25 protein-coding genes are annotated in these 24664 nt (G+C 60.8%); 13 read left to right on the top strand and 12 right to left on the bottom strand.

Annotation, left to right across the window (positions count from 1 at the left end; genetic code table 11):
- Window positions 1–230 precede the first annotated feature (230 nt).
- The 7 genes from TK06_RS19205 (at window position 231) to TK06_RS19175 (ending at window position 6029) form a co-directional block, all read left to right on the top strand.
- Window positions 231–1892: an OFA family MFS transporter gene (locus TK06_RS19205; protein WP_063323367.1), complete on the top strand. Its 1662-nt coding sequence runs from the start codon at window positions 231–233 to the stop codon at window positions 1890–1892.
- 281 nt (window positions 1893–2173) lie between these two features.
- Window positions 2174–2767 carry an imidazoleglycerol-phosphate dehydratase HisB gene (gene hisB / locus TK06_RS19200; protein ID WP_003186751.1) on the top strand — a complete coding sequence of 198 codons (594 nt, stop codon included), beginning with the start codon at window positions 2174–2176 and terminating at the stop codon, window positions 2765–2767.
- Window positions 2767–3405, top strand: a complete 639-nt coding sequence (gene hisH, locus TK06_RS19195) for an imidazole glycerol phosphate synthase subunit HisH (RefSeq protein ID WP_018606318.1) — start codon at window positions 2767–2769, stop codon at window positions 3403–3405. The genes hisB and hisH overlap by 1 nt, the downstream gene beginning before the upstream one ends.
- A complete protein-coding gene (locus TK06_RS19190; RefSeq protein ID WP_003186749.1) occupies window positions 3405–3659 on the top strand; it encodes a DUF2164 domain-containing protein in 255 nt (84 codons plus the stop codon). Before hisH ends, TK06_RS19190 begins: the two co-directional genes overlap by 1 nt.
- Window positions 3660–3701: 42 nt before the next feature.
- The gene (hisA, locus tag TK06_RS19185) at window positions 3702–4439 is read left to right on the top strand and encodes a 1-(5-phosphoribosyl)-5-[(5-phosphoribosylamino)methylideneamino]imidazole-4-carboxamide isomerase (RefSeq protein ID WP_063323366.1); all 738 of its coding nucleotides are present in this window, start codon (window positions 3702–3704) and stop codon (window positions 4437–4439) included.
- A gap of 9 nt (window positions 4440–4448) precedes the next feature.
- Window positions 4449–5219 carry an imidazole glycerol phosphate synthase subunit HisF gene (gene hisF / locus TK06_RS19180; RefSeq protein WP_003196830.1) on the top strand — a complete coding sequence of 257 codons (771 nt, stop codon included), beginning with the start codon at window positions 4449–4451 and terminating at the stop codon, window positions 5217–5219.
- Window positions 5220–5282: 63 nt separating this feature from the next.
- A complete protein-coding gene (locus TK06_RS19175) occupies window positions 5283–6029 on the top strand; it encodes a substrate-binding periplasmic protein (RefSeq protein ID WP_063323365.1) in 747 nt (248 codons plus the stop codon).
- Window positions 6030–6107: 78 nt separating this feature from the next.
- On the opposite strand, the gene TK06_RS19170 is transcribed toward TK06_RS19175, so the two are convergent.
- From TK06_RS19170 to gpmI, 4 genes are all read right to left on the bottom strand, one after another.
- Window positions 6108–6887, bottom strand: a complete 780-nt coding sequence (locus TK06_RS19170; protein WP_063323364.1) for a divergent polysaccharide deacetylase family protein — start codon at window positions 6885–6887, stop codon at window positions 6108–6110.
- 1 nt (window position 6888) lies between these two features.
- Complete coding sequence (locus TK06_RS19165; protein WP_063323363.1) at window positions 6889–8205, bottom strand: S41 family peptidase; 1317 nt, start codon at window positions 8203–8205, stop codon at window positions 6889–6891.
- A 32-nt stretch (window positions 8206–8237) separates the two neighbouring features.
- Entirely contained in the window at window positions 8238–9530 is a 1293-nt protein-coding gene (locus tag TK06_RS19160) for a murein hydrolase activator EnvC family protein (protein WP_063323362.1), read from the bottom strand.
- A 318-nt stretch (window positions 9531–9848) separates the two neighbouring features.
- Window positions 9849–11378: a 2,3-bisphosphoglycerate-independent phosphoglycerate mutase gene (gpmI, locus tag TK06_RS19155; RefSeq protein ID WP_063323361.1), complete on the bottom strand. Its 1530-nt coding sequence runs from the start codon at window positions 11376–11378 to the stop codon at window positions 9849–9851.
- 152 nt (window positions 11379–11530) lie between these two features.
- Here gpmI and TK06_RS19150 point away from each other — a divergent pair, with 152 nt between their 5' ends.
- Genes TK06_RS19150 through secB form a run of 3 tightly spaced genes read left to right on the top strand, consistent with a single transcriptional unit; the run spans window position 11531 to window position 12722 of the window.
- Window positions 11531–11944, top strand: coding sequence for a rhodanese-like domain-containing protein (locus TK06_RS19150; RefSeq protein ID WP_063323360.1), 414 nt, complete (start codon window positions 11531–11533; stop codon window positions 11942–11944).
- 1 nt (window position 11945) lies between these two features.
- Window positions 11946–12200: a glutaredoxin 3 gene (gene grxC / locus TK06_RS19145; protein WP_063323359.1), complete on the top strand. Its 255-nt coding sequence runs from the start codon at window positions 11946–11948 to the stop codon at window positions 12198–12200.
- A gap of 39 nt (window positions 12201–12239) precedes the next feature.
- Window positions 12240–12722 (top strand): protein-export chaperone SecB, encoded by a 483-nt coding sequence (gene secB, locus TK06_RS19140; RefSeq protein WP_063323358.1) that lies wholly within the window; start codon window positions 12240–12242, stop codon window positions 12720–12722.
- A gap of 118 nt (window positions 12723–12840) precedes the next feature.
- Here the strand turns inward: secB and trmL are convergent, their stop codons facing one another.
- Complete coding sequence (gene trmL / locus TK06_RS19135; RefSeq protein ID WP_063323357.1) at window positions 12841–13296, bottom strand: tRNA (uridine(34)/cytosine(34)/5-carboxymethylaminomethyluridine(34)-2'-O)-methyltransferase TrmL; 456 nt, start codon at window positions 13294–13296, stop codon at window positions 12841–12843.
- On the opposite strand from trmL, the gene TK06_RS19130 reads away from it, so the two are divergent.
- On the top strand, window positions 13295–13735 hold the full coding sequence (locus TK06_RS19130; RefSeq protein ID WP_086936680.1) for a hypothetical protein: 441 nt from the start codon (window positions 13295–13297) through the stop codon (window positions 13733–13735). The two genes, trmL and TK06_RS19130, sit on opposite strands and share 2 nt — an antisense overlap.
- Before the next feature lie 491 nt (window positions 13736–14226).
- On the opposite strand, the gene ntrC is transcribed toward TK06_RS19130, so the two are convergent.
- The 6 genes from ntrC to glnA all read right to left on the bottom strand — a co-directional run bounded on the left by ntrC (window position 14227) and on the right by glnA (window position 20333).
- Window positions 14227–15663, bottom strand: a complete 1437-nt coding sequence (gene ntrC / locus TK06_RS19125) for a nitrogen regulation protein NR(I) (RefSeq protein ID WP_013692071.1) — start codon at window positions 15661–15663, stop codon at window positions 14227–14229.
- On the bottom strand, window positions 15660–16745 hold the full coding sequence (glnL, locus tag TK06_RS19120) for a nitrogen regulation protein NR(II) (RefSeq protein ID WP_053117539.1): 1086 nt from the start codon (window positions 16743–16745) through the stop codon (window positions 15660–15662). Before glnL ends, ntrC begins: the two co-directional genes overlap by 4 nt.
- Window positions 16746–16999: 254 nt before the next feature.
- The gene (locus TK06_RS19115) at window positions 17000–17623 is read right to left on the bottom strand and encodes a DUF4124 domain-containing protein (RefSeq protein WP_063323355.1); all 624 of its coding nucleotides are present in this window, start codon (window positions 17621–17623) and stop codon (window positions 17000–17002) included.
- Window positions 17620–18138, bottom strand: coding sequence for a DUF4124 domain-containing protein (locus tag TK06_RS19110; protein ID WP_063323354.1), 519 nt, complete (start codon window positions 18136–18138; stop codon window positions 17620–17622). The genes TK06_RS19115 and TK06_RS19110 overlap by 4 nt, the downstream gene beginning before the upstream one ends.
- A 103-nt stretch (window positions 18139–18241) precedes the next feature.
- The gene (locus tag TK06_RS19105; RefSeq protein ID WP_063323353.1) at window positions 18242–18805 is read right to left on the bottom strand and encodes a chorismate mutase; all 564 of its coding nucleotides are present in this window, start codon (window positions 18803–18805) and stop codon (window positions 18242–18244) included.
- A gap of 121 nt (window positions 18806–18926) precedes the next feature.
- Entirely contained in the window at window positions 18927–20333 is a 1407-nt protein-coding gene (gene glnA, locus TK06_RS19100) for a type I glutamate--ammonia ligase (protein ID WP_003196860.1), read from the bottom strand.
- 328 nt (window positions 20334–20661) lie between these two features.
- Here glnA and thiI point away from each other — a divergent pair, with 328 nt between their 5' ends.
- Together thiI and typA are read left to right on the top strand one after the other, a co-directional pair.
- The gene (gene thiI / locus TK06_RS19095; protein ID WP_063323352.1) at window positions 20662–22116 is read left to right on the top strand and encodes a tRNA uracil 4-sulfurtransferase ThiI; all 1455 of its coding nucleotides are present in this window, start codon (window positions 20662–20664) and stop codon (window positions 22114–22116) included.
- 138 nt (window positions 22117–22254) lie between these two features.
- Window positions 22255–24075 (top strand): translational GTPase TypA, encoded by a 1821-nt coding sequence (gene typA / locus TK06_RS19090; protein WP_047226918.1) that lies wholly within the window; start codon window positions 22255–22257, stop codon window positions 24073–24075.
- A 151-nt stretch (window positions 24076–24226) separates the two neighbouring features.
- Here the strand turns inward: typA and TK06_RS19085 are convergent, their stop codons facing one another.
- A complete protein-coding gene (locus TK06_RS19085) occupies window positions 24227–24664 on the bottom strand; it encodes a YkgJ family cysteine cluster protein (RefSeq protein ID WP_003196865.1) in 438 nt (145 codons plus the stop codon).

The raw sequence follows: 24664 nt of genomic DNA, 5'->3' as shown, positions 1-24664 counted from the left end.
CCTACAGAAAACGAGTGGGCGTGCGATAAGACAGATGGCACGAAAAAGGTGATATCACTTTGGTTTTTCTGCCGCGAGCAAATGGTAACCTTTGCCCGTTCGTCCGTCCTTCTGCGACTTGATGTCGCACACTATGGAGCTTCACCAGAAAATACAGCCATGCCTGCGTGCAATGAAGGCTGAGGGTGACGCGTGGCTGACGGACCATTCCAATAACTGGGGGATACACAATGAGCACGAGCATCACGGCTGGCGGCATCGCCGACCAGCCAGCGTTCCTCTCCAAAGAGCGCATCATCGCCAAGCCCGGTTTCAACCGGTGGTTGGTTCCACCGGCCGCACTGGCTATTCACCTCTGCATCGGCATGGCCTACGGCTTCTCGGTGTTCTGGCTGCCACTGTCCAAAGCCTTGGGTATCACCAAGCCTGTGGCCTGTGCACCGGATATGAGCTTCATCTCGCAAGTCTTTTCGTCCCAATGTGACTGGCCGATCTCGATGCTCGGTTGGATCTACACCCTGTTCTTCATCTTCCTGGGTTGCTCGGCAGCCATCTGGGGCGGCTGGCTGGAACACGCCGGGCCACGCAAGGCCGGGGTTGTATCGGCCTTGTGCTGGTGCGGTGGCCTGCTGATTTCCGCGTTGGGTATCTATACCCACCAGATCTGGCTGATGTGGATCGGTTCCGGCGTGATCGGCGGTATCGGCCTGGGTCTGGGCTATATCTCCCCGGTGTCGACCCTGATCAAGTGGTTCCCGGACAAACGCGGCATGGCCACTGGCATGGCGATCATGGGCTTTGGCGGCGGTGCGATGGTCGGTGCTCCGCTGGCCGCGGCGCTGATGAGCCATTTCGCTTCGCCAACCGGCGTGGGCGTATGGCAGAGCTTCCTGGTCATGGCCGCGATCTACTTTGTGTTCATGATCGGTGGCGCCTTGTCGTACCGCGTCCCGCCAACCGGTTGGAAGCCTGAAGGCTGGACCCCGGCACCGAAGAAAGCCGCGAACGCGATGATCACCCATCGCCACGTTCACGTGAACGTGGCCTGGAAAACCCCGCAGTTCCGTCTGGTATGGCTGGTGCTGTGCCTGAATGTATCCGCCGGTATCGGCATCCTCGGCATGGCTTCGCCACTGCTGCAGGAAGTGTTCGGTGGCAAGTTGCTCGGCAACGACCTGCCGTTTGGCCAACTGGACGCTACGCAACTGGGCCAGATCGCGGCCATCGCGGCTGGTTTCACCGGTCTGTTGAGCTTGTTCAACATCGGCGGTCGGTTCTTCTGGGCATCCTTCTCGGATTACCTGGGTCGCAAAAACACCTATTTCGTGTTCTTCGCCCTGGGCTTTGCCCTGTACGCGCTGATCCCGAACCTGGGTCACCTGGGTAGCGTCGCGCTGTTCGTGGCGGCGTTCTGCATCATCCTGTCGATGTACGGCGGCGGTTTCGCCACTGTGCCGGCGTACCTGGCGGACCTGTTCGGTACGCAAATGGTCGGCGCGATCCACGGTCGGTTGTTGACCGCCTGGGCGGCGGCAGGCGTGCTGGGTCCGGTCCTGGTGAACTACCTGCGTGAATATCAGCTGAGCATCGGCGTTGAACGTGCCGCGGCCTATGACATCACCTTGTATATCCTCTCCGGCCTGCTGGTGCTGGGCTTCCTGTGCAACCTGCTGGTCCGCCCGGTCGCCGACAAGTACTTCATGACCGACGCCGAACTGGCCGCCGAACAGGCGCTGGGCCATGACAAAGGCGCCGACAGCAGCACTTCGCTGGAGTGGAAAGCCGCGCCGGGCACCAAGCCCCTGGCGATCGCCGCCTGGCTGGTGGTGGGCATTCCGTTGGCGTGGGGTGTGTGGGTGACCCTGCAGAAGACAGCGGTGTTGTTCCGCTAAGACCGTTGCCCTGTGTCATCGGCTCAGGGCAACCCTTATGGGAGCGAGCCTGCTCGCGATGGGGGCGTGTCAGTCGACATCATTGTCTGCTGACCCACCGCCATCGCGAGCAAGCTCGCTCCCACAGTCGTTTTGGGTGATGGCAAAGACTTGTATGGACATGTCTATCGCCGACAGCCCGGGAGACAACCCGTCAGGGATATCACCTCCCGTGTTTCTGTTTGCCGCTCGCGCCCCTATAATGGCTGCCTTTTTCGCCCAATGATTTTGCGGAGCTGGTGATGGCCGAACGTAAGGCGTCTGTCGAGCGCGACACTCTGGAAACCCAGATCAAAGCCTCGATCAACCTGGATGGCACCGGAAAGGCCCGGTTTGATATCGGCGTGCCTTTTCTTGAGCACATGCTGGACCAGATCGCCCGTCACGGGCTGATCGACCTGGACATCGTCAGCAAGGGCGACCTGCATATCGACGACCACCACACGGTGGAAGACGTCGGTATCACCTTGGGCCAGGCCTTTACCAAAGCCATCGGCGACAAGAAGGGCATCCGTCGCTACGGCCATGCCTACGTGCCGCTCGATGAGGCGCTGTCGCGTGTGGTCATCGACTTCTCCGGCCGTCCGGGCCTGCAGATGCATGTGCCGTACACCCGTGCCACCGTCGGCGGCTTCGACGTCGACCTGTTCCAGGAATTCTTCCAGGGCTTCGTCAACCACGCCAACGTGACCTTGCACATCGACAACCTGCGCGGGCACAACACTCACCACCAGATCGAAACCGTGTTCAAGGCTTTCGGCCGCGCCCTGCGCATGGCTGTGGAGCTCGATGACCGCATGGCCGGCCAGATGCCTTCTACCAAGGGCGTCCTGTAATGCAGACGGTCGCGGTTATCGACTACGGCATGGGCAACCTGCACTCGGTGGCCAAGGCCCTCGAGCACGTGGGGGCCGGCAAGGTGCTGATCACCAGCGATGCCGACGTGATTCGCGAAGCTGACCGGGTGGTGTTTCCAGGCGTCGGTGCGATTCGCGATTGCATGGCCGAGATTCGTCGCCTGGGTTTCGACAAGCTGGTGCACGAAGTCAGCCAGGACCGTCCGTTCCTTGGTATCTGCGTGGGCATGCAAGCCTTGCTCGAGCGCAGCGAAGAGAACGACGGCGTCGATTGCATCTCCATGTTTCCAGGTCAGGTGAAGTTTTTCGGCAAGGGCCTGCATGAAGACGGCGAGCACCTGAAAGTCCCGCACATGGGTTGGAACGAAGTGAAACAGACGGTGGATCACCCGCTGTGGCACAACATCCCGGACCTGGCGCGCTTCTACTTCGTGCACAGCTACTACATCGCCGCCGGCAATGCGCGGCAGGTGGTGGGCAGCGGTCACTATGGCGTCGATTTCGCCGCGGCCCTGGCCGATGGCTCGCGCTTCGCCGTGCAGTTCCACCCCGAGAAGAGCCATACCCATGGCCTGCAACTGTTGCAGAACTTCGCAGCGTGGGACGGGCGCTGGTAATGGCCCGCAAGAAACCGCCGATCCTCACCCTCACGCCCGAGCAGGAGAGTGAGGCGAACCGCAAGATCCAGCGGTTCATGGAGGAACGTTTCGAGCTGGACCTGGGCTCGTTCGAAGCGGCGGAAATTCTTGACCTGTTTACCCGCGAAATTGCTCCGCACTATTACAACAGGGCGATTTTCGATGTGCAGACGCACCTTAAAGAAAGGTTCGAAAGCATTGAAAGCGACTTGTGGGCGCTCGAGAAAAATTGATTTTCGAGCCAAGCTGAATATTCGTATTTGAAGGTTTGCCAGATGCTGATTATCCCCGCTATCGATCTCAAGGACGGCGCTTGCGTACGTCTGCGTCAGGGCCGCATGGAAGACTCCACGGTGTTTTCCGATGACCCGGTGAGCATGGCCGCCAAGTGGGTGGAGGGCGGCTGCCGTCGCCTGCATCTGGTCGACCTTAATGGCGCCTTCGAAGGGCAGCCGGTCAACGGTGAAGTAGTCACGGCCATCGCCAAGCGTTATCCGAACCTGCCGATCCAGATCGGCGGTGGCATTCGCTCGCTGGAAACCATCGAGCACTACGTCAAGGCCGGCGTGAGCTACGTGATCATCGGCACCAAGGCGGTGAAGGAGCCTGAGTTCGTCGCCGAAGCCTGCCGCGCCTTCCCGGGCAAGGTTATCGTTGGCCTCGACGCAAAAGACGGTTTCGTCGCCACCGACGGCTGGGCTGAAGTCAGCACCGTGCAGGTGATCGACCTGGCCAAGCGTTTCGAGGCCGATGGCGTGTCTGCCATTGTCTACACCGACATCGCCAAAGACGGCATGATGCAGGGCTGCAATGTCCCGTTCACCGCCGCGCTGGCTGCCGCCACCAGGATTCCGGTGATCGCCTCCGGTGGCATCCACAACCTGGGTGACATCAAGGCACTGCTCGACGCCAAGGCGCCGGGCATCATCGGTGCGATCACCGGTCGCGCGATCTACGAAGGCACCCTGGACGTCGCCGAGGCCCAGGCCTTCTGCGACTCCTACAAAGGCTGAGGACTCACCATGGCGCTGGCCAAACGCATCATCCCTTGCCTGGACGTGGACAACGGCCGGGTGGTCAAGGGTGTGAAGTTCGAGAATATCCGTGACGCCGGCGACCCGGTGGAAATCGCCCGTCGCTACGACGAACAGGGTGCGGACGAGATCACCTTCCTCGACATCACGGCCAGCGTCGATGGCCGCGATACCACGCTCCATACCGTCGAGCGCATGGCCAGCCAGGTGTTCATCCCGCTGACCGTGGGCGGTGGCGTGCGCACCGTGCAGGACATCCGCAACCTGCTCAATGCCGGTGCCGACAAGGTGTCGATCAACACCGCGGCGGTATTCAACCCGGAATTCGTCGGCGAAGCGGCCCAGCACTTCGGCTCGCAATGCATCGTCGTTGCCATCGACGCGAAGAAGGTCTCCGGCCCGGGCGAAACCCCGCGCTGGGAAATCTTCACCCACGGCGGCCGCAAGCCCACGGGCCTCGATGCCGTGGAGTGGGCGAAGAAGATGGAAGGCCTGGGCGCCGGTGAAATCCTGCTGACCAGCATGGACCAGGACGGCATGAAAAACGGCTTCGACCTGGGCGTCACCCGCGCCATCAGCGATGCCCTGGGCATTCCGGTCATCGCCTCCGGCGGTGTCGGCAACCTGCAGCACCTGGCCGACGGCATCCTGGAAGGCCATGCCAGCGCGGTGCTGGCGGCGAGCATTTTCCACTTTGGCGAGTACACCGTGCCGGAAGCCAAGGCCTACATGGCGCATCGTGGTATCTGCATTCGCTGATCGCTGGACACTATGGCGGGCCCAAGGCACTCTTGGGCACACCATGGATTGCGGTAGCCCGACATGCTCAAACGCCTCGTTCTTGCCTTTGCCGGTGCCACGCTGTTGCTCGCAGGCACCGTCCGCGCCGCTGATACATCGCTGGTGTTGCTGACGGAAAACTTCCCACCGTACAACATGGCCAAGAACGGCAAGAACTTCGCCCAGGACGAGAACATCCATGGCATTGCCGTGGACGTCGTCCGTGAAATATTCAAACGTGCCGATATCTCCTACAGTCTGACGCTACGTTTCCCTTGGGAGCGCATCTACAAACTTGCCCTGGAAAATCCGGGTTACGGGGTGTTTGTCATGGCGCGGTTGCCGGAGCGTGAAAAGCTTTTCAAATGGGTCGGCCCCATCGGTCCGGACGACTGGATCATGCTCGCCAAGGCCGACAGCAAGATCGCTCTCGACTCGTTGGAGCAGGCGCGTCAGTACAAGATCGGTGCCTACAAGGGCGACGCGATTGCCGAGACGCTGGCCAAGCAGGGACTGAAACCGGTGGTCGTGTTGCGCGATCAGGACAACGCCAGGAAATTGGTCAACGGCCAGATCGATCTGTGGGCCACTGGCGATCCTGCCGGGCGTTATCTGGCGCGTCAGGAAGGGGTGACCGATCTCAAGACCGTGCTGCGCTTCAACAGTGCCGAGCTGTACCTGGCCTTGAACAAGGACGTGCCTGACGATGTGGTTGCCCGGCTTCAAAAGGCCCTGGATGAATTGCGCAAGGAAGGTGAAGTGGACGCGATCATGGCGCGGTATCTCTAAGGGCTGTACCCGCCGCATTGCCGCCATCGCGAGCCTGCTCGCGATGAAGGCGACGCGGTTTGAGATCGAGCCCAGCCGCTACCGATAAACCCCATCCTTCCCATGCCCGACCATCGCCCGATTGCTGCGCAGGCTGATCATCGACTTGATGTCGATCCACTCGATGCCCTGGCCCTTGAGCTTGGGTAGTTCGCGTTCGAGCACTGCCAGGGTCTGTGGGTAGGGGTGGCCGATCATCACGGCCGAGCCTTGCCGGCGGGCCAGATCGATGGCGGTCTGGAGCTGGTGGGCGATGGCCGCTTCGGTGCGCTCGTCGTCCAGGAACACGTCCCGCGAGACACTGGCGAGGCCGATCTTCTGGGCCTCGGCGGCGGCGACTGTCTGGGCGCTGGTGCGGCTGTCGACGAAAAACTTGTGTCGCTGCTGCAAGTTCGCCATCAGCCACGCCATGGCCTGGGGCTGGGCAGTCATGCGGCTGCCCATGTGATTGTTGATCCCGCTGGTATAAGGCACGGCAGCGAACGCGGCGTCGAGGCGCTTGCCCAGCTCTTCGATGGGCAACTCCGGATGCCAGGCGAACGGCCCGGTGGCCGGGTCCATGGGCATGTGCAGCATGACCAGTTTGCCGGCGCGATGGGCTTCGCGGGCGAATTCGGCGGCGTGGGGCGTGTCAGGCATGATCGCGGTGGTGACCGGGCCGGGGAGGGCCAGTACCCGGCGATCCCGGGGCAGGTTTTGCCCCAGGTCGTCGATGATCAGGCTCAGGTACGCCTTGTGCGGCGAAGAGGGCGTGGCGGGCGCCGCGTTAACGGCTCCCGCTAGCAGGCACAGCAGGACGAAGGTGAAACGCAGGCCCATCTCAGCGGCCGGACGTGATGTTCAACCCTTTGAGCAGGCTCAAGGCCTGGGCCAACTGATAGTCGTCATCCTGTGGCATTGGCTTGGCCTTGCCACCGGAACCGGTCGGTTTGTCGGCGCCGCCGTTGCCATTGCCCAGGTGACCTTGCAGGTCGGCTTCCTTGAAGTATTCGCTGTCCTGCTCGTTGGTGATCTTGGCCTTGCGCACCTCGATGTCCGGGACGATGCCCTGGGCCTGGATCGAGCGACCGTTGGGCGTGAAGTACAGCGCGGTGGTGATCTTCAGGGCGCGGTCGTTGTTCAGCGGCAACACGGTCTGTACCGAGCCTTTGCCGAAACTGGTGGTGCCCATGACCACGCCACGCTTCTGATCCTGCAGGGCGCCGGCGACGATTTCCGAGGCCGAGGCGCTGCCGCCATTGATCAGCACCACCAGTGGCACGGCTTCGCTCAGGTCGTTGCCGGTGGCCGAGAAGCGCAGCTCGGAATTGGCGATGCGGCCCTTGGTGTAGACGATAAGGCCCTTGGTGATGAAGTGGTCCACCACTTCCACCGCCGATTGCAGCACGCCGCCGGGGTTGTTGCGCAGATCCAGGACCAGGCCGTTGAGCTTCTTGCCGTTGTCCTTGCGCATCTTGGCCAGGGCCTTGGCGACTTCTTCGCCGGTCTTGACCTGGAACTGGGTGATGCGGATGTAACCGTAGCCCGACTCCAGCAGCTGGCTCTTCACGCTTTTGACCTGGATGACCGCACGGGTCAGGGTCACGTCGAATGGCGTACCGCCGTCGCGCACCAGGGTCAGGGTGATCTTCTGGCCGATCTTGCCGCGCATCTTGTCCACGGCTTCGGTCATGCTCTGGCCGCGCGTTGGCTGGCCATTGATCTTGACGATGAAGTCGCCGGCCTGGATGCCGGCCTTGGAAGCGGGCGTGTCGTCGATTGGCGAGACCACCTTGACGAAACCGTCTTCGCTGCCGACCTCGATGCCCAGGCCGCCGAATTCGCCGCTGGTGCTTTCCTGCAGTTCGGCAAAGTCGTCCGGCCCCAGGTAGGCCGAGTGCGGGTCAAGGTTGCTGAGCATGCCTTTGATGGCGTTCTCCAGCAGCATCTTGTCATCCACAGGTTCCACGTAGGCGGCCTTGATCCGGTCCATGACCTCGGCAAAGGTGCGCAGTTCGTCCAGCGGCAGCGGGGCCTTGGTGGTCGCGGCTGTGGCGGCGGGTGCCGACGGGGCCGGTTCGGCGGCGAAAGCCAGGGGTGCACCGATCACCAGGGCGATCGTCAGGGCCAGCGAGGTAAGGCGGGACAAATGCAGCATGTCGAACGAACTCCTTAATAGGATGGGCGCGCTTATCCTTGCGCACGACACCATTGGGCCGGGTCACTGGGGCGACCCTGCTGACGAATAGCGAAATACAGTGCTGGCGTATCCTGCCCGCCACTGTTGCCGACCGTGGAGATGGACTCACCGGCCTTGACCACATCCCCCGCCGACTTGAGCAGCGTCTGGTTGTGGCCGTACAGGCTCAAATAACCGTTGCCGTGATCCAGGATCACCAGCAGGCCGGCGCCGCGTAGCCAGTCGGCGAATACCACGCGCCCGCCATGAACCGCATGCACCTGGCTGCCAGCGGAGGCGCTGATCATCACGCCGTCCCACTTGGTGCGGGTGTCGTCGCCACGGGTTTCACCGAAGCGCGCTAGTAATCGACCATTGACCGGCCATGGAAGTTTGCCCCGCGCCGACGCAAAAGCACCGCCGAAGGTTTCGCCGTCACTGGAAACCAGGGCGCCGGGGCTGGATTTTGCCGGTTTGCGCGGTGCATCGCCGGAGTCTGCTTCGGCCTGGGCTTCACGCAAACGCTTTTTTTCGGCTTCCTGCTGGGCGATCAGCGCTTTCTGGCGCGCTTCTTCCGCCTCTCGGGCCTGGCGGGCCAGGGTCTCTTCGATGGTTTTCAACACATTGGCCAGTTCGGCCTGGTCCTGCTCGCGGGCCTTGAGCTTGCTGTCGCGGGCCTTCACGTCGTCATTGAGCTTGGCCAGGGCCACCTGGCGTTCCTTGCGAACTTTCTCGAGTTCTTCGCGCTGGGTGTCGAGGCTGCTTTTCTGCACCAACAACTGGGCTTGCTGCAATTCGATGTCTTTTTCGACATTGGCCAGTTGGCGCAGGGTTTCGTTGAAGCTCTTGAGTTGTTCCAGGCGGGCCTGGCTCAGGTAATCGTAATAGGTGAGGGTGCGGGCGAACTTCTCGGGATTCTGCTGATTGAGCAGCAGCTTGAGGTATTCCTGGCGACCGTTCTGGTAGGCGGCCCGGGCCTGGATGGCGATCAGCTTTTGCTGTTCAGTGCGCGCGCTCTGGAGTTTTTTTTTCTCTCCATCGAGTCGTTGCAGCTCGGATTCGCTTTTCTTCAGCTCTTTTTGCAGCGCGTCGACCTGTTTCTCCAGATTGCCCATCTCGGTTTCGGTGCCGCGCAGGTCTTTCTGCACGCTGGATTTCTCTTCCTGCAACTTGCCCAGCAGTTTTTTCAGCTCGGCAATGTCCTGGCGCGTGGCTTCCAACTGTTGTTGGGTTTGCGCGCGCTCGTCGGCAAAGGCCGGTTGGAGCAGGCAAGTCAGAGCGAGGGCTATCAGGACGCGAAGCATAGAGGCGGGCGACACCAGGGAAAGGGACGGCCTAGTATGCCCGCCCCACGCTGCAAAAAAAACGCCCATTTGGGGCTGTGTGATAACTGGCCGGAAAAACACTGCAAACCCCATGTGGGAGCGGGCTTGCTGTTCACTTGAGGCAATGACAAGCCCGTGGCGAGGGAGCTTGCTCCCGCTGGGCCGCGAAGCGGTCCTAAAACCTGCCAGATGCGGAACATCAGACACACCGCACCCGCCAGTTCACGACTGCTTCGCAGCCGAGCGGGAGCAAGCTCCCTCGCCACGACAAGCCCATGCTCGGTGACTACGTGTTGGTCAGACCAGGATCGAAGTCCCGGTCATCTCCGCCGGCTTTTCCATGCCCAGCAACATCAGCATGGTTGGCGCCACATCAGCCAGTACGCCGCCCTCACGGACCTTGAAGTCACGCTTGCCGACATAAATGAACGGCACCGGCTCGGTGGTATGGGCGGTGTGGGCCTGGCCGGTGGATTCGTCGGACATCTGCTCGACGTTGCCGTGGTCAGCCGTGATCAATGCTTCGCCGCCGACCTTTTCCAGGGCTTCGACGATGCGGCCAACGCAGGTGTCCAGGCATTCCACGGCCTTGACCGCCGCCTCGAACACGCCGCTGTGGCCGACCATGTCGCCGTTGGCGTAGTTGACCACGATCACGTCGTAACGCTGGTTTTCAATGGCCTCGACGATGCGGTCGGTCACTTCCGGCGCGCTCATCTCCGGTTGCAGGTCGTAGGTGGCGACTTTCGGCGAGGGGATCAGGATGCGTTCTTCGCCCGGGAAGGGTTCTTCGCGGCCGCCGGAGAAAAAGAACGTCACGTGGGCGTACTTTTCGGTCTCGGCGATGCGCAGTTGGGTCTTGCCGTTTTTCGCCAGGTAGTCGCCCAGCACGTTTTCCAGGCTGCCGGCGGCGAAGGCCGATGGCGCGGGGATGCTGGCGGCGTATTGGGTCAGCATGACGAAACCGGCCAGTTTCGGCTGGCGGGCGCGTTCGAATTCCTTGAAATCGTCTTCGACAAACACGCGGGTCAGTTCGCGAGCGCGGTCGGCACGGAAGTTCATGAACACCACGGCATCGCCGTCCTCGACCTTGACCGGCTCGCCAATGGTGGTGGCCTTGACGAACTCGTCGCTTTCGCCGCGCTCGTAGGCGGCTTGCAGGCCTTGCTGGGCGGTGGCGGCGTTGAATTCGGCGCTGCCGTCGACGATCAGGTTGTAGGCCTGGGACACGCGGTCCCAACGGTTGTCACGGTCCATGGCGTAATAGCGGCCAATGAGGCTGGCGATGCGCCCCTTACCGAGTGCCTGGAACGCTGCGTCCAGCAGTTCGATCGACGACGTGGCGCTTTTCGGCGGGGTGTCGCGGCCATCGAGGAACGCGTGCAGGTAGATCTGCTCGGCGCCGCGCTTGAAGGCCAGTTCGGCCATGGCAATCAGGTGGTCCTGATGGCTGTGCACGCCACCGTCGGACAGCAGGCCCATGAAGTGCACGGCCTTGCCGGCGGCCACGGCTTTATCCACGGCGGCGCAGATGGTCGGGTTTTCGAAGAACTCACCGTCGCGGATCGATTTGGTCACACGGGTGAAGTCCTGATACACCACGCGGCCAGCGCCGAGGTTCATGTGGCCGACTTCGGAGTTGCCCATCTGCCCGTCCGGCAGGCCGACGTCCATGCCGCTGCCGGAAATCAGGCCGTTCGGCACGGTGGCCCACAGGCGGTCCAGCACGGGCTTGTTGGCCGAATACACGGCATTGGATTCGTGGCTGTCACTGTGACCGAAGCCGTCGAGAATCATCAGGACCAAAGGTTTAGGCGTGGTAGTCATGGAATCCACTCGTGGCGGGTTAAAAGAAGACGATGGAAAAGGGACGGGCAGTTTAAAGGTAAGTTCCGACGGCGTCACCGCCGGGCGGGGTTTGGCCGGCCTTGCGTGCTGTGTATACTGGCCGACATTTTAACGCCCTGGAACCTCCTTCGATGGTTGCTCACCTGATTGAATTTGCCACTAACCACTACATTCTCGTCGGTATCTTCGTCGTACTGCTGGCGTTGCTGGTCGCCCATACGATGCAGGGTGGCGGTCGTAGCCTGAGCACCGGCGAGCTGACGGCGCTGGTCAACAAGGATGCCGGTGTGGTGGTGGACATCCGCCCGAGCAAGGATTACGCCGCCGGTCACATTGTCGGGGCATTGAACATTCCCCAGGACAAACTGATCGCGCGCATCGGCGAGCTGGAAAAGCACAAGGCCAAGACGCTGATCCTGGTGGATGCCCAAGGCCAGCACGCCGGTACCCTTGCCCGCGAGTTGATGAAATCCGGTTTCACCACCGCCAAGCTCTCCGGTGGCGTTACGAGCTGGAAAGCCGACAACCTGCCCCTGGTGAAGTGAGATGGCCCACGTCGTTGTCTATTCCAGCGATTACTGCCCCTATTGCTCTCGAGCCAAGTACCTGCTCCAGAACAAAGGCGTGGCTTTCGAAGAGATCAAGGTCGACGGCAAGCCGCAACTGCGCGCCGAAATGACCCAAAAGGCCGGACGCACGTCCGTGCCGCAGATCTGGATCGGCAGCACCCACGTGGGCGGCTGCGATGATCTGTTCGCCCTGGAGCGCGCCGGTAAGCTCGACGCGATGCTCAAGGCCTGAATTTCCCACTCAAGAACCTGAAAGTAAGAAGGATCTGCGATGACTGACCAACAGAACACAGCTGCCAGCGAAGAAGAAGCCGCACCGCAATTCTCCTTGCAGCGCATTTATGTCCGTGACCTGTCCTTCGAGGCCCCGAAAAGCCCGGCGATCTTTCGCCAGCAGTGGGAGCCGAGCGTCGGCCTGGACCTGAACACCCGCCAGAAGGCCCTGGAAGACGACTTCCATGAAGTGGTGCTGACCCTGTCGGTGACTGTGAAGAACGGTGAAGAAGTGGCGTTCATCGCCGAAGTGCAGCAGGCCGGGATCTTCCTGATCAAGAACCTGGATGCGGCTTCGATGAGCCATACCCTGGGTGCGTTCTGCCCGAACATCCTGTTCCCCTACGCCCGCGAAACCCTGGACAGCTTGGTGACCCGCGGTTCGTTCCCGGCCCTGATGCTGGCTCCGGTGAACTTCGATGCCCTGTATGCGCAAGAACTGCAGCGCATGCAGCAAGAAGGCGGCGCGACCGTTCAGTAATTCGACGCAAACCCTGTGGGAGCGGGCTTGCCCGCGAAAGCGGTGTGTCAGGCGACATTGATGTCAACTGACACTCCCTATTCGCGAGCAAGCCCGCTCCCACATTTGTTATCAGGTGTTATAGAAAGTCGTTCTGCCGCCACGCCTCATAAACCGCCACTGCCACGGTATTGGACAGGTTCAGGCTGCGACAGCCTTCGCGCATTGGCAGGCGCAAGCGCTGGTCGGCGGGCAAGGCGTCCAGCACCTCGGCCGGCAGGCCACGGCTTTCCGGGCCGAACAGGAACGCATCGCCAGCGACGAAGCGGGCGTCATGGAACGGCCGCGAACCCTTGGTGGTAAAGGCGAACAGGCGCGGATGCCCGAGGCTTTCCAGACAACTGGCGAGGTCTGCATGGCGCTGCAAGGTGGCATACTCGTGGTAGTCGAGGCCGGCACGGCGCAGGCGCTTGTCGTCCATCTCGAAGCCCAGCGGTTCGATCAAATGCAGGTGGCAGCCGCTGTTGGCGCACAGCCTGATGACATTGCCGGTATTCGGCGGAATTTCCGGTTGAAAAAGGATGACGTGAAACATGCACGGCTCCGCAGATGAAGATGAGCGGCATTCTACGCTTCAAACCGACCGACGTTCGAAGCTAATGCCTCGGGTGATGGGCTCGTTGGCGATCTTCGGCATGATGGTCGGATTGATGATCGGACGCCTGACCACGCCTGAACCGAGCGTGCTGCAGCAGGTCGAGGTGATAGACGGTGGGGTGGTGGCCTGGTTCAACACCGAACCCAAGCTGCACGGGGAAGTCATCGACGGCTCGGTGGCGCTGTTGTTCGAAGCAGAAGGGCGATCGCAGAACGGCCAGTTAAAGCTCAACGGCAAGGACGTGAACTGGCGGGTGCGGTTGAGTGACAAGGGGTTGTTGCTGACGTTGGTGGCGGCGCGTCCATTGCGCGGGGCGTGGACCGGCAGCGAGGTCGATGACCGCTGGCGGCTGGAGGTCCGTCTCCAGGAGCAATAAAAGAGGGAATCCCCGGCCTGCCTGTACCAAGGTCCCCAAAACGGGAGGGCTTACCGCGAAGGTCCAGCCCTGGTGTAAAGAAGGGAAACCTTGACCTGCCTGTATCAAGGCCCCCAAAACAGTGGGCTCGATGAGCCCGGTATAAAATGGGGAATCCCCGGCCTGCCTGTACCAAGGTCCCCGAAACTGGGTAGTGATTGAGCTATTGCAGGGGGCGTGCCAGTTTTAAATGGCTTGTCACAAAAAAACTGCTGCTGAGTCGAGAAGCCCCGTATTCCGGGGCTTTTGTCTTGTTTGTGCGGTTTTTTTCGAGCTGGGCCGATTGGTTTTGGCCGGTGGTGCATGTGCCATTGCGGTTCGCAGTGCATTGATGCGGTGCATGAAGCCTTTAAAAGCATCGCGAGCAAGCTCGCTCCCACAGGAATTGTTTCCCCTGTGGGAGCGAGCTTGCTCGCGATTGGCCCTACTGATCAGCGAAGAACTAAGGCCTTTCAGCCCTCATCCCCGTCATCATCATCCCCGCCATCGACCTTCATCCCCAATTCCTTGATCTTGCGGGTCAAGGTATTGCGGCCCCAACCCAGCAGCACCGCGGCGTCGCGGCGGCGGCCAGCGGTGTGCTTGAGGGCGGTCTCGATCATGATCCGCTCGAAACTCGGCACCGCGCTGTCCAGCAGGCTCGACTGGCCACGGGACAGGGCCTGGTCGGCCCACTGGCGCAGGGCTTGCTCCCAGTTGGTCACCGGAGCCGAGTCCTGCGGCAGGCTCAACAGCTCTGGCGGCAGGTCGCTGATGTGCACTTCGCGACCCGAAGCCATCACCGTAATCCAGCGGCAGGTGTTCTCCAACTGACGCACGTTGCCCGGCCACGGCAGGTTCTTGAGGTATTCCTCGGTTTCGCTCTTGAGCAGCTTTGGCTCGACCGCCAATTCCTGGGCCGCGCGGCTGAGGAAGTGCCTGGCCAGGGTCGGGATGTCTTCGCGACGATCCGCCAGGCGCGGGATATGAATGCGGATCACGTTCAGGCGGTGGAACAAGTCCTCACGGAACTTGCCGGCGTGAACCAGGGTTTCCAGGTTCTGGTGGGTCGCGGCGATGATGCGCACGTCCACCTTGACCGGCGTATGCCCGCCCACCCGATAGAACTCGCCATCGGCCAGTACGCGCAGCAAGCGGGTCTGGGTGTCCGCCGGCATGTCGCCGATTTCATCGAGGAACAACGTGCCGCCGTCAGCTTGCTCGAAGCGCCCGCGCCGCAGGTTGGCCGCGCCGGTGAACGCACCTTTTTCGTGTCCGAACAGCTCGGACTCCATCAGGTCCTTGGGAATCGCCGCCATGTTCAGCGCGATGAACGGCGATGCCGCTCGTGGACTGTGACGGTGCAAGGCGTGGGCCACCAGTTCTTTACCGGTGCCCGACTCGCCGTTGATCAGCACGGTGATGTTGGAGTGGCTCAGGCGCCCGATGGCGCGAAACACTTCCTGCATCGCCGGCGCTTCACCGATGATTTCCGGCGTGCGGGCCAGGGCCGGCACCTCTTCCATGCCCTGTTGTTCCTGGGCATGTTGATTGGCGCGTTTGACCAGCGACACGGCTTCATCGACGTCGAATGGCTTGGGCAGGTATTCGAAAGCCCCGCCCTGGTAGGACGCCACGGCGCTGTCCAGGTCGGAATGGGCGGTCATGATGATCACCGGCAGCCGCGGATGCTGTTCGCGGATCCGCGCCAGCAGGTCCAGGCCGCTGGCGCCAGGCATGCGGATGTCGGAGATGATGACGTCCGGTTGCTGACGCGCCAGGCGGCTCATCACCCCATCGGCGCTGTCGAAGCTCTGGGTGGTCATGCCTTCCTGTTGCAAGGCTTTTTCCAGGACCCAACGGATAGAACGGTCGTCATCGACGATCCACACGGTTTCACTACGGCTCATGTCGATGTGGCTCCTTGTTCCAGTGGCAGGAAGATCGAGAAGGTGGTGTGGCCGGGGTGGCTTTCACACTCGATCAAGCCCTGATGCTGACTGATGATGTTCTGGGTAATGGCCAGGCCCAGCCCGGTACCGTCCGGACGGCCGCTGACCATGGGAAAAAAGATGGTTTCCTGCAGCTCGGCAGGGATGCCCGGGCCGTTGTCGATGATCTCGATCTTGGTCACCAGGCGATGGCGCACATGGCCGATGGTGAACTGGCGCATGGCCCGGGTGCGCAGGCTGATGCGGCCCAGGCGCAGCTCGTTCTGGCTGCTGATGGCCTGCATCGCATTGCGCACGATGTTCAGCACTGCCTGGATCATTTGCTCGCGGTCGATCAAGACGTCGGGAATGCTCGGGTCATAGTCGCGCACCAAGGTGATGCAGCCCTGGCTTTCGGCTTCCACCAGGCTGCTGACCCGCTCCAGCACCTCATGGACGTTGCACATCGCCAGCGATGGCAGCTTGTTCGAGCCGAGCATGCGGTCCACCAGGTTCCGCAGGCGGTCGGCTTCTTCGATGATGACGTTGGTGTAGTCCTTGAGGCTTTCTTCCGGCAGTTCGCGGGCGAGCAACTGCGCCGCGCCACGAATCCCGCCGAGGGGGTTCTTGATCTCATGGGCCAGGCCGCGCACCAGCATCTTGCTGGTTTCCTGCTTGGACAGCTGGGCCTCTTCCTTGGTGATACGCAGCAAGCGATCACGCGGGTGGACTTCCAGCAAGAGCAGGGTGGCGCCGTTGTTCAGGATCGGCGTCACAGCGTAGTCCACGGTCAGGGTCTGGCCGGTCAGCGCGGTGAGCATCGCTTCGCGCTTGGTGAACGGATGGGCCTGTTCCACCGCCTGGCGCAAGGAGTTGAGCGCTTCGGCGGACTCGGTGAACAACTCGCTGATGAACTGCCCGTGGCTGCGCTGGCCACTGACGGCCAGGAGCATCTCGGCCGCCGGGTTCATGTACTCGAGGCGCAGTTCGGCGTCGAGCAGGATGGTCGCGGTGGTGAGGTTGTCGAGCAGCAAGCGGTGTAGTGCGTCGCTAATGGTCATCAGGACCTCTTTTGGAGCGTAGCAACTCGGGACCGGTCCCAAATTGCGCGCGCGATTAATGCGCTGTTACAAAGGAAAATGCAAAAACCAAACCAAGGCTCCGAAAAGAAGCGTTTAGAGCCTCAAAAGGGTGTTTTTCGCCCAGTTGCGTGGCGTTCTGCCAGCTTTTTCGGGTACTTTCGAACCAAAATGGGTTTGGAAACTGAGTAGCGTGCAAATGTTTGCACCAATATAGTGCGCCAACCTGAACGGCATCAGAAGAACGGCAAGATGCTGCTTTTTTCTTCTTCAGGCTTTTCGGCGAGGGGGCACTCGGGGCGTTGACCGTAATCGGCCGTGGCGCAGGGTTTGATGCGGCGCTTTTGCGCCAGGGACATGCGTTGCATATGGAAGGGCTGGTTGGCGGTGCGTTCGACGATGCGGTCTTGCTCATCGAGGATTTCTACCGCCAGTTGATGGGTGCCTCGATCGATGTTGCTCAAGGCAAACACCGGGCTTGGTCCCGGCGCGCCTGTTGGCTGGCCGTCGAGCAACAAGCGATAGCGGTGGCCTTTTTTCAGGCCGGGTTCGCTGGTGACGCTGACGATCAGTTCGCCTGCGGTGCTGCGTATCGTCGCGTCCGGCTCCGGGATCAGCAGCCGGAGCATTTCGTAATGGAACAGTGGCTTGGACGGGACTTCTGCCGCGGGCGGAGGGTTTGTGCTGGCGGGCGGCGTTGGCAGGCGGTTGGCGGGGGGCAGCTGTACCTTCTTCGCATTGCCGGGGCGCGGTTGATCGGTGAAGACGCGATTGCCCTGGGCGTCGATGTAGGTATAGACCTGTGCCATGCCCGGCAGCGCGGCCAGCGAAAGGCCAAGGGCGATCAGCCAGCGGATCACGGCTGGTGCACCCGCTGCACGGTGAACGTCACGGTTTCACTCTGTTGCACGAGATTGTCCCCGTCGATGACTTGAACCGCCAGGCTGTGCTCGCCCCGATCGATGTTCACCAATTGCAGGCGCGGCACGTTGGACGCCTGGCCGTAAGGTTGGCCGTCCAGCAACAGCCGGAACAGATGCGGGCTCTGCAGGCGTGGTTGCGCCCGGACGCCAACGGTGAAGGTGCCATTGTTGGCGCGCAGGGCCTCGTCGGTGGGGATGTCCGTCAGTTCCAATATCTCGTAGGCATTGCGCGGCTCGTCGCTGTTGGCGGGGGCTGGCGGTGTTTTCGGGCTGGCCGGGGATTGGCGTTCGATGCTGTTGAGCGGCGGCAACTCCACCGCCTGGGCCGGCACGCCTTGGGGCGGCTGGTTGCTGTAGGCGGTGTTGCCGTCGGCGTCGGTGTACTTGTAGATCTGCGCGGCGGCGGGCAGCGCCAACAGCAACAACAGGATGATTGAAAAACCGCGCCCCATAAAATCGACCGAAAACTGAAAGTGTTGAGTTGCAGCATAGGTCAGGGAGGGGCATTGGCCCAAGTTGTTGCACGTAACGTCTGTGGGAGCGGTGTCGTTTGCCTCAGGCTTTTGGGGAGATGCACAGCTCACCGGTCGCTCGGATCAGGGCGAGGCGGTGCACCGGGTGCTGCTTGTTGTGATGGGTGGCCCGAGCCAGCCATTGCGGGCACTGCGGGTCTGTGCGGTAAGGGGCGAAGTCGGCCAGTTGTTGCAGCAGGCGTTTTTGCAGGCGATCGAGTTGCGGGCGGATCTCTCCTACCAGGTCCGGGCGTGGGAGGTCCGGGGCCTTGCCTTCCAGGGCCCAGTCGGACAGGTTGATGTACTGCACCATTTTGTTGGCTTCTATCTGGGCGGCGAAAAACGCTTCCACGGTTTCGCCACTCAGCTTGTAGGCCGGTGCCTGGGCAACGGCGGCGGCAATGACTTCACGCTCGCGCTGACGGTCTTCTACCGGTTTATGGCTGTCCCATTTGCTCAACGCCACTTGATCGCCAAGGGCCAGGCGTTCGCCAATGGCGTTAAGCAACGGGGTAAGGGCCTCAGGGGCGCGAGCCGAGGCGGCTTCGGCGGTGGAGGCCAGCAGTGCGGCAGACAGGGCAAGGCAGAGCTTGAGGCGCAAAGTCATGGGCAGTCTCGTCTTATATGGGGGAGCGACGAGGCATCATGCACGTAACCTGCGCCCATAAAAAAGGCCTCCCGAAGGAGGCCTCTCTTTATTCACGCCGTGCGTGGCGGCGTTTACTGGATCAGCAGCTGTAGTACAGCTCGTATTCCAGTGGGTGTACGAAGGTGCGAACCTTGATTTCTTCTTCGCTTTTCAGTGCGATGTAAGCGTCGATGAAGTCATCGCTGAATACGCCGCCCTTGGTCAGGAAAGCACGGCCCTTGTCCAGCTCTTCCAGGGCTTCTTTCAGGCTGCCGCAAACCTGTGGGATTTCCTTGGCCTCTTCAGGCGGCAGGTCATACAGGTTTTTGTCAGCGGCATCGCCAGGGTGGATCTTGTTCTGGATACCGTCCAGGCCGGCCATCATCAGAGCAGCGAAGGCCAGGTATGGGTTGGCAGCCGGATCCGGGAAGCGCGCTTCAATACGGCGGGCTTTAGGGCTGTTCACGTAAGGAATACGGATCGAGGCGGAACGGTTGCGAGCCGAGTAGGCCAGCATGACCGGTGCTTCGAAGCCTGGTACCAGACGCTTGTAGGAGTTGGTCGACGGGTTGGTGAAGCCGTTCAGGGCCTTACCGTGCTTGATGATACCGCCGATGAAGTACAGGGCGGTGTCCGACAGGCCGGCATAGCCTTCGCCTGCGAAGGTGTTCTTGCCGTCTTTGGAGATCGACATGTGAACGTGCATGCCCGAACCGTTGTCGCCGTACAGTGGCTTAGGCATGAAGGTCGCGGTGCGACCGTAGGCGTCGGCAACGTTGTGTACGCAGTACTTCAGGGTCTGGACTTCGTCAGCCTTCTTGACCAGCGTGTTGAACTTCACGCCGATTTCGTTCTGGCCGGCAGTTGCCACTTCGTGGTGGTGAACTTCGACGGTCTGGCCCATCTCTTCCAGTGCGTTGCACATGGAGGTACGGATTTCGTGGTCGTGGTCGAACGGTGGAACCGGGAAGTAGCCGCCCTTGATGCCTGGACGGTGGCCTTTGTTGCCGCCTTCCACGTCCTGGTCGGACATCCACGAACCTTGTTCGGAGAAGATCTTGAACATGGAGCCGGAGATGTCGGACTTGAATTTGACCGAGTCGAAGATGAAGAACTCAGGCTCAGGACCGAAGAAAGCGGTGTCGCCGATACCGGTGGACTTCAGGTATTCCTCGGCGCGGTGGGCGATGGCGCGTGGGTCGCGGTCATAGCCTTGCATGGTCGAAGGTTCAATGATGTCGCAGACCAGGATCAGGGTCGGCTCTTCGGTGAACGGGTCCAGGACGGCAGTTTCGTCGTCCGGCATCAGGATCATGTCGGAGGCTTCGATGCCTTTCCAGCCGGAGATGGAGGAGCCGTCGAACATTTTCCCGATTTCAAAGAATTCGTCGTCCAGCGCATCACGGGCCGGCATGGTCACGTGATGTTGAGTACCTTTGGTGTCAGTGAAGCGCAGATCAATCCACTTGACGTCATGATCTTTGATGAGTTGAACCGACTTCGACATATGTCCTCCGGGTGGCTTCGGGCGGGTAGTGGAGTGCCCTTAGATATGGGTGATGCCGGCGCGAATACTCTGCCAAGGCAACCTGCCTCACAAGGGAGCAAATTGCATGCCAGTGCCCCAGCATGGGTTTTTTGCACCAAATCCACGCTTTTAAGGGCGTAAATCAAAGATTGTCAGACAATAACGCACTGCAATGTGGCGTCGTCAATCGATAATGACCTGTTTTGGTGCATGTAAAACCATCTGCACATAAACTGGTTAAACCTTGAGCAATTTCCGCTATAATCCGCGCCCCCCTTTTTCGGCTGGCCGTTCGCGCGCTGTTTTCATGAAACTAATCGTAAAAGTCTTCCCCGAGATCACCATCAAGAGCCGCCCGGTACGGATGCGTTTCATCCGCCAGTTGGCCAAGAACATCCGTGCCGTGCTCCGAGACCTGGACCCGGCCGTGGTGGTGAATGGCGTGTGGGACAACCTCGAGCTGGAAACCCGTGTCAGCGAACCCAAGGTCCTGAAGGAAATGACCGAGCGCCTGAGCTGCATGCCGGGCATCGCGCATTTCCTGCAAGTCGATGAATACCCGCTGGGGGATTTCGACGACATCCTTGCCAAGTGCATGCTCCATTATGGTGATGCCCTGGCCGGCAAGATTTTTTCGGTGCGCTGCAAGCGTGCCGGCAAGCACCCGTTCAGTTCGATGGATGTGGAGAAGTACGTCGGCAGCCAGTTGCGCCGACAGTGCGGCGCGGCCGGTATTTCGCTGAAAGATCCGCAGATCGAAGTGCGCATCGAAATTCGCGACCAACGGCTGTTCGTGATCCACAGCCAGCACAACAGCATCGGCGGTTATCCGCTGGGTTCGCTGGAGCAGACCCTGGTGCTGATGTCCGGCGGTTTCGACTCCACGGTGGCCGCCTACCAGATCATGCGTCGCGGGTTGATGAGCCATTTCTGCTTCTTCAACCTCGGCGGACGTGCCCACGAACTGGGCGTGATGGAAGTGGCGCACTTCATCTGGAAGAAGTACGGCAGCTCCCAACGCGTGTTATTTGTGAGCGTGCCATTCGAAGAAGTCCTGGGCGAGATTCTCGGCAAAGTCGATAACAGTCATATGGGCGTCATTTTGAAGCGTATGATGTTGCGCGCCGCTTCTCGAATTGCCGATCGCCTGCAGATCGATGCGCTGGTGACCGGCGAGGCGATTTCCCAGGTGTCGAGCCAGACGTTGCCGAACCTGTCGGTGATCGACTGCGTGACCGAGAAACTGGTCTTGCGTCCACTGATCGCCAGCCACAAGCAGGACATCATCGACCAGGCCAATGAAATCGGCACCGCCGAGTTTGCCCGGCACATGCCGGAGTACTGCGGCGTCATCTCGGTCAATCCGAAGACGGCGGCCAAGCGCGGGCGGGTGGAGCACGAAGAGAAAGAATTCGACATGGCGGTGCTCGAGCGTGCGCTCGAAAACGCCAGGCTGGTGCCGATCGATCGAGTCATCGATGAGTTGGGCCAGGACATTCAGATTGAAGAAGTCGGCGAAGCGCTGGCCGGTCAGATCATCATCGACATCCGTCACCCGGACGATGCTGAAGACGACCCGCTGGAGATCGCCGGCATCGAGGTAAAAACGATGCCGTTCTATGCCGTGAACGCGCGTTTCAAGGAACTGGACCCTACTCGCCAGTACCTGCTGTATTGCGACAAAGGCGTGATGAGTCGCCTGCATGCCCACCATTTGCTCAGTGAGGGGCATGCCAATGTGCGCGTTTATCGACCGAGCTAAGTGCCCGGGGCTGTTTGCCTGTGGCCTGCGTCACCGGCCCCCCGACGCCGCCGACAGGCTGTAACGGCCTTGTCGGACTCAACGTAAATCGCTGCCACGACCTGTCAGCACACCGAATCCTCTGATCGAGATACACAAGTGATCGAAAATCTACGCAACATCGCCATCATTGCTCACGTTGACCATGGTAAGACCACCCTGGTAGACAAACTCTTGCGTCAATCCGGCACCCTGGAGCGCAACGAGCTCAACGACGAGCGCGTGATGGACTCCAACGACCAGGAAAAAGAGCGCGGTATTACCATCCTGGCGAAAAACACCGCCATCAACTGGAATGGCTACCACATCAACATCGTGGACACCCCGGGCCACGCCGACTTCGGTGGTGAAGTAGAGCGCGTGATGTCGATGGTCGACTCCGTGCTGCTGCTGGTTGACGCCCAGGACGGCCCTATGCCGCAAACCCGTTTCGTGACCAAGAAGGCTTTCGAAGCTGGCCTGCGTCCGATCGTGGTGATCAACAAGGTTGACCGTCCAGGCGCGCGTCCGGACTGGGTTCTGGACCAGATCTTCGACCTGTTCGACAACCTGGGTGCCACCGAAGAACAGCTGGACTTCAAAGTCGTCTACGCCTCGGCCCTGAACGGTATTGCCGGTCTGGACCACACCAACATGGCTGAAGACATGACCCCGCTGTACCAGTCGATCGTCGACGACGTACCAGCGCCGAAAGTCGACCGTGACGGTCCGTTCCAGATGCAGATCTCGGCACTGGACTACAACAGCTTCCTGGGTGTGATCGGTGTTGGCCGTATCGCCCGTGGTCGCATCAAGCCGAACACCCCGGTGGTTGCCATCGACGCCGACGGCAAGAAGCGCAACGGTCGTATCCTGAAGCTGATGGGTCACCACGGCCTGCACCGCATCGACGTTGAAGAAGCTGCGGCCGGTGACATCGTCTGCATCAGCGGCTTCGAGCAACTGTTCATCTCCGACACCCTGTGCGACCCACTGAACGTCGAAGCGATGAAGCCGTTGACCGTCGACGAGCCTACCGTCTCCATGACCTTCCAGGTCAACGACTCGCCATTCTGCGGTAAAGAAGGCAAGTTCGTGACCAGCCGTAACATCAAGGAACGCCTGGACAAAGAGCTGCTCTACAACGTTGCACTGCGCGTTGAAGAAGGCGACTCGGCTGACAAGTTCAAGGTCTCCGGCCGTGGTGAGCTGCACCTCTCGGTACTGATCGAAACCATGCGTCGCGAAGGCTTCGAAATGGGCGTGGGCCGTCCTGAAGTGATCATCCGCATGGTTGATGGCGTCAAGCACGAACCGTACGAAAACGTGACCATCGACCTGCCGGAAGAATCCCAGGGCGCGATCATGGAGCAAATGGGCCTGCGTAAAGGCGACCTGACCAACATGGTTCCGGATGGCAAGGGCCGTGTGCGCCTTGAGTACAACATCCCGGCTCGTGGCCTGATCGGTTTCCGTAACGAGTTCCTGACCCTGACCTCCGGTGGCGGCATCCTGACTTCGATCTTCGATCGTTACGACGTGATGAAGTCCGGTGACATGTCCGGCCGTCAGAACGGCGTGCTGGTATCGGTTGCGACCGGCAAGGCACTGACCTACTCGCTGGAAACCCTGCAAGCGCGCGGCAAGCTGTTTGTCGAGCACGGCCAGGATATCTACGAAGGTCAAATCGTCGGCCTGAACAGCCGCGACAACGACCTGGGCGTGAACCCAACCAAAGGCAAGAAGCTCGACAACATGCGTGCTTCGGGCAAGGACGAAACCATCGCCCTGGTTCCGCCGGTCAAGTTCACCCTGGAGCAAGCGCTGGAGTTCGTGCAGGAAGACGAACTGTGCGAAGTGACGCCGAAGTCCATCCGTCTTCGCAAGAAGATCCTGGGCGAAAGCGAGCGTACCCGCGCTGCCAAGAAAAGCGGCAACTGAGTTTCGACTTAGTTAGCAGCTAAAAAAACGCCCCCGGTCGTTAGATCGGGGGCGTTTTTTTATGCCTGGAAGTTATGTGGCGGCTGTCAGGGCCCTATCGCGAGCAAGCTCGCGATAGGGCCGGCTCAGGCACCGCTGAATTACCAATAGATCAGAACTTATCCAACGTCCGCGGATTGCGCTCGCGCTCCACTTCCTTGGGCTTGTAGGCACAGTACCCCGGCCGTGGCCCGACCCGCGGATGGTTGCGGCAAGTGTCCGGGCGCTTCTCATAAATGGTGCACAGCCGGCTCTTGCGGTCCAGATAAAGGCAATCGTTGTTGCTCATGCGCTGGAGCGTGAAGATTTCCGACTTCTGGTTGTAGCGCTCGACGATCCCTTCCTTTTGCAGGCGCTTGGCGATGTTCTTCGGCGGGTCGCCCAGTTCGAACTCATCGACGATGCCGATGCGGATCAGGTCCTTGATCTTGACCTCCACCGGTAGCGTGCAGCAGCTCGACACGCAGGAACCGCACATCGGGGCGGAGTATTTGGCCCAGGTATCGAGTCGGTCGATCTCCGCGGCGGCGATCAGGTTGGGCTTCATCAT

It is taken from the genome of Pseudomonas fluorescens (assembly GCF_001623525.1).
GTDB lineage: Bacteria > Pseudomonadota > Gammaproteobacteria > Pseudomonadales > Pseudomonadaceae > Aquipseudomonas > Aquipseudomonas fluorescens_Q.
The sequence above is the reverse complement of the archived record's forward strand: the minus strand, read 5'-3'. Positions and strand labels throughout refer to the sequence as shown.

Bases quoted from the DNA above. Each gene is read 5' to 3' on its own strand.
- TK06_RS19205 (WP_063323367.1), top strand. From the start codon at position 231: ATGAGCACGAGCATCACGGCTGGCGGCATCGCCGACCAGCCAGCGTTC.
- hisB (WP_003186751.1), top strand. From the start codon at position 2,174: ATGGCCGAACGTAAGGCGTCTGTCGAGCGCGACACTCTGGAAACCCAG.
- hisH (WP_018606318.1), top strand. From the start codon at position 2,767: ATGCAGACGGTCGCGGTTATCGACTACGGCATGGGCAACCTGCACTCG.
- TK06_RS19190 (WP_003186749.1), top strand. From the start codon at position 3,405: ATGGCCCGCAAGAAACCGCCGATCCTCACCCTCACGCCCGAGCAGGAG.
- hisA (WP_063323366.1), top strand. From the start codon at position 3,702: ATGCTGATTATCCCCGCTATCGATCTCAAGGACGGCGCTTGCGTACGT.
- hisF (WP_003196830.1), top strand. From the start codon at position 4,449: ATGGCGCTGGCCAAACGCATCATCCCTTGCCTGGACGTGGACAACGGC.
- TK06_RS19175 (WP_063323365.1), top strand. From the start codon at position 5,283: ATGCTCAAACGCCTCGTTCTTGCCTTTGCCGGTGCCACGCTGTTGCTC.
- TK06_RS19170 (WP_063323364.1), bottom strand. From the start codon at position 6,887: ATGGGCCTGCGTTTCACCTTCGTCCTGCTGTGCCTGCTAGCGGGAGCC.
- TK06_RS19165 (WP_063323363.1), bottom strand. From the start codon at position 8,205: ATGCTGCATTTGTCCCGCCTTACCTCGCTGGCCCTGACGATCGCCCTG.
- TK06_RS19160 (WP_063323362.1), bottom strand. From the start codon at position 9,530: ATGCTTCGCGTCCTGATAGCCCTCGCTCTGACTTGCCTGCTCCAACCG.
- gpmI (WP_063323361.1), bottom strand. From the start codon at position 11,378: ATGACTACCACGCCTAAACCTTTGGTCCTGATGATTCTCGACGGCTTC.
- TK06_RS19150 (WP_063323360.1), top strand. From the start codon at position 11,531: ATGGTTGCTCACCTGATTGAATTTGCCACTAACCACTACATTCTCGTC.
- grxC (WP_063323359.1), top strand. From the start codon at position 11,946: ATGGCCCACGTCGTTGTCTATTCCAGCGATTACTGCCCCTATTGCTCT.
- secB (WP_063323358.1), top strand. From the start codon at position 12,240: ATGACTGACCAACAGAACACAGCTGCCAGCGAAGAAGAAGCCGCACCG.
- TK06_RS19130 (WP_086936680.1), top strand. From the start codon at position 13,295: ATGCACGGCTCCGCAGATGAAGATGAGCGGCATTCTACGCTTCAAACC.
- trmL (WP_063323357.1), bottom strand. From the start codon at position 13,296: ATGTTTCACGTCATCCTTTTTCAACCGGAAATTCCGCCGAATACCGGC.
- ntrC (WP_013692071.1), bottom strand. From the start codon at position 15,663: ATGAGCCGTAGTGAAACCGTGTGGATCGTCGATGACGACCGTTCTATC.
- glnL (WP_053117539.1), bottom strand. From the start codon at position 16,745: ATGACCATTAGCGACGCACTACACCGCTTGCTGCTCGACAACCTCACC.
- TK06_RS19110 (WP_063323354.1), bottom strand. From the start codon at position 18,138: ATGGGGCGCGGTTTTTCAATCATCCTGTTGTTGCTGTTGGCGCTGCCC.
- TK06_RS19105 (WP_063323353.1), bottom strand. From the start codon at position 18,805: ATGACTTTGCGCCTCAAGCTCTGCCTTGCCCTGTCTGCCGCACTGCTG.
- glnA (WP_003196860.1), bottom strand. From the start codon at position 20,333: ATGTCGAAGTCGGTTCAACTCATCAAAGATCATGACGTCAAGTGGATT.
- thiI (WP_063323352.1), top strand. From the start codon at position 20,662: ATGAAACTAATCGTAAAAGTCTTCCCCGAGATCACCATCAAGAGCCGC.
- TK06_RS19085 (WP_003196865.1), bottom strand. From the start codon at position 24,664: ATGATGAAGCCCAACCTGATCGCCGCCGCGGAGATCGACCGACTCGAT.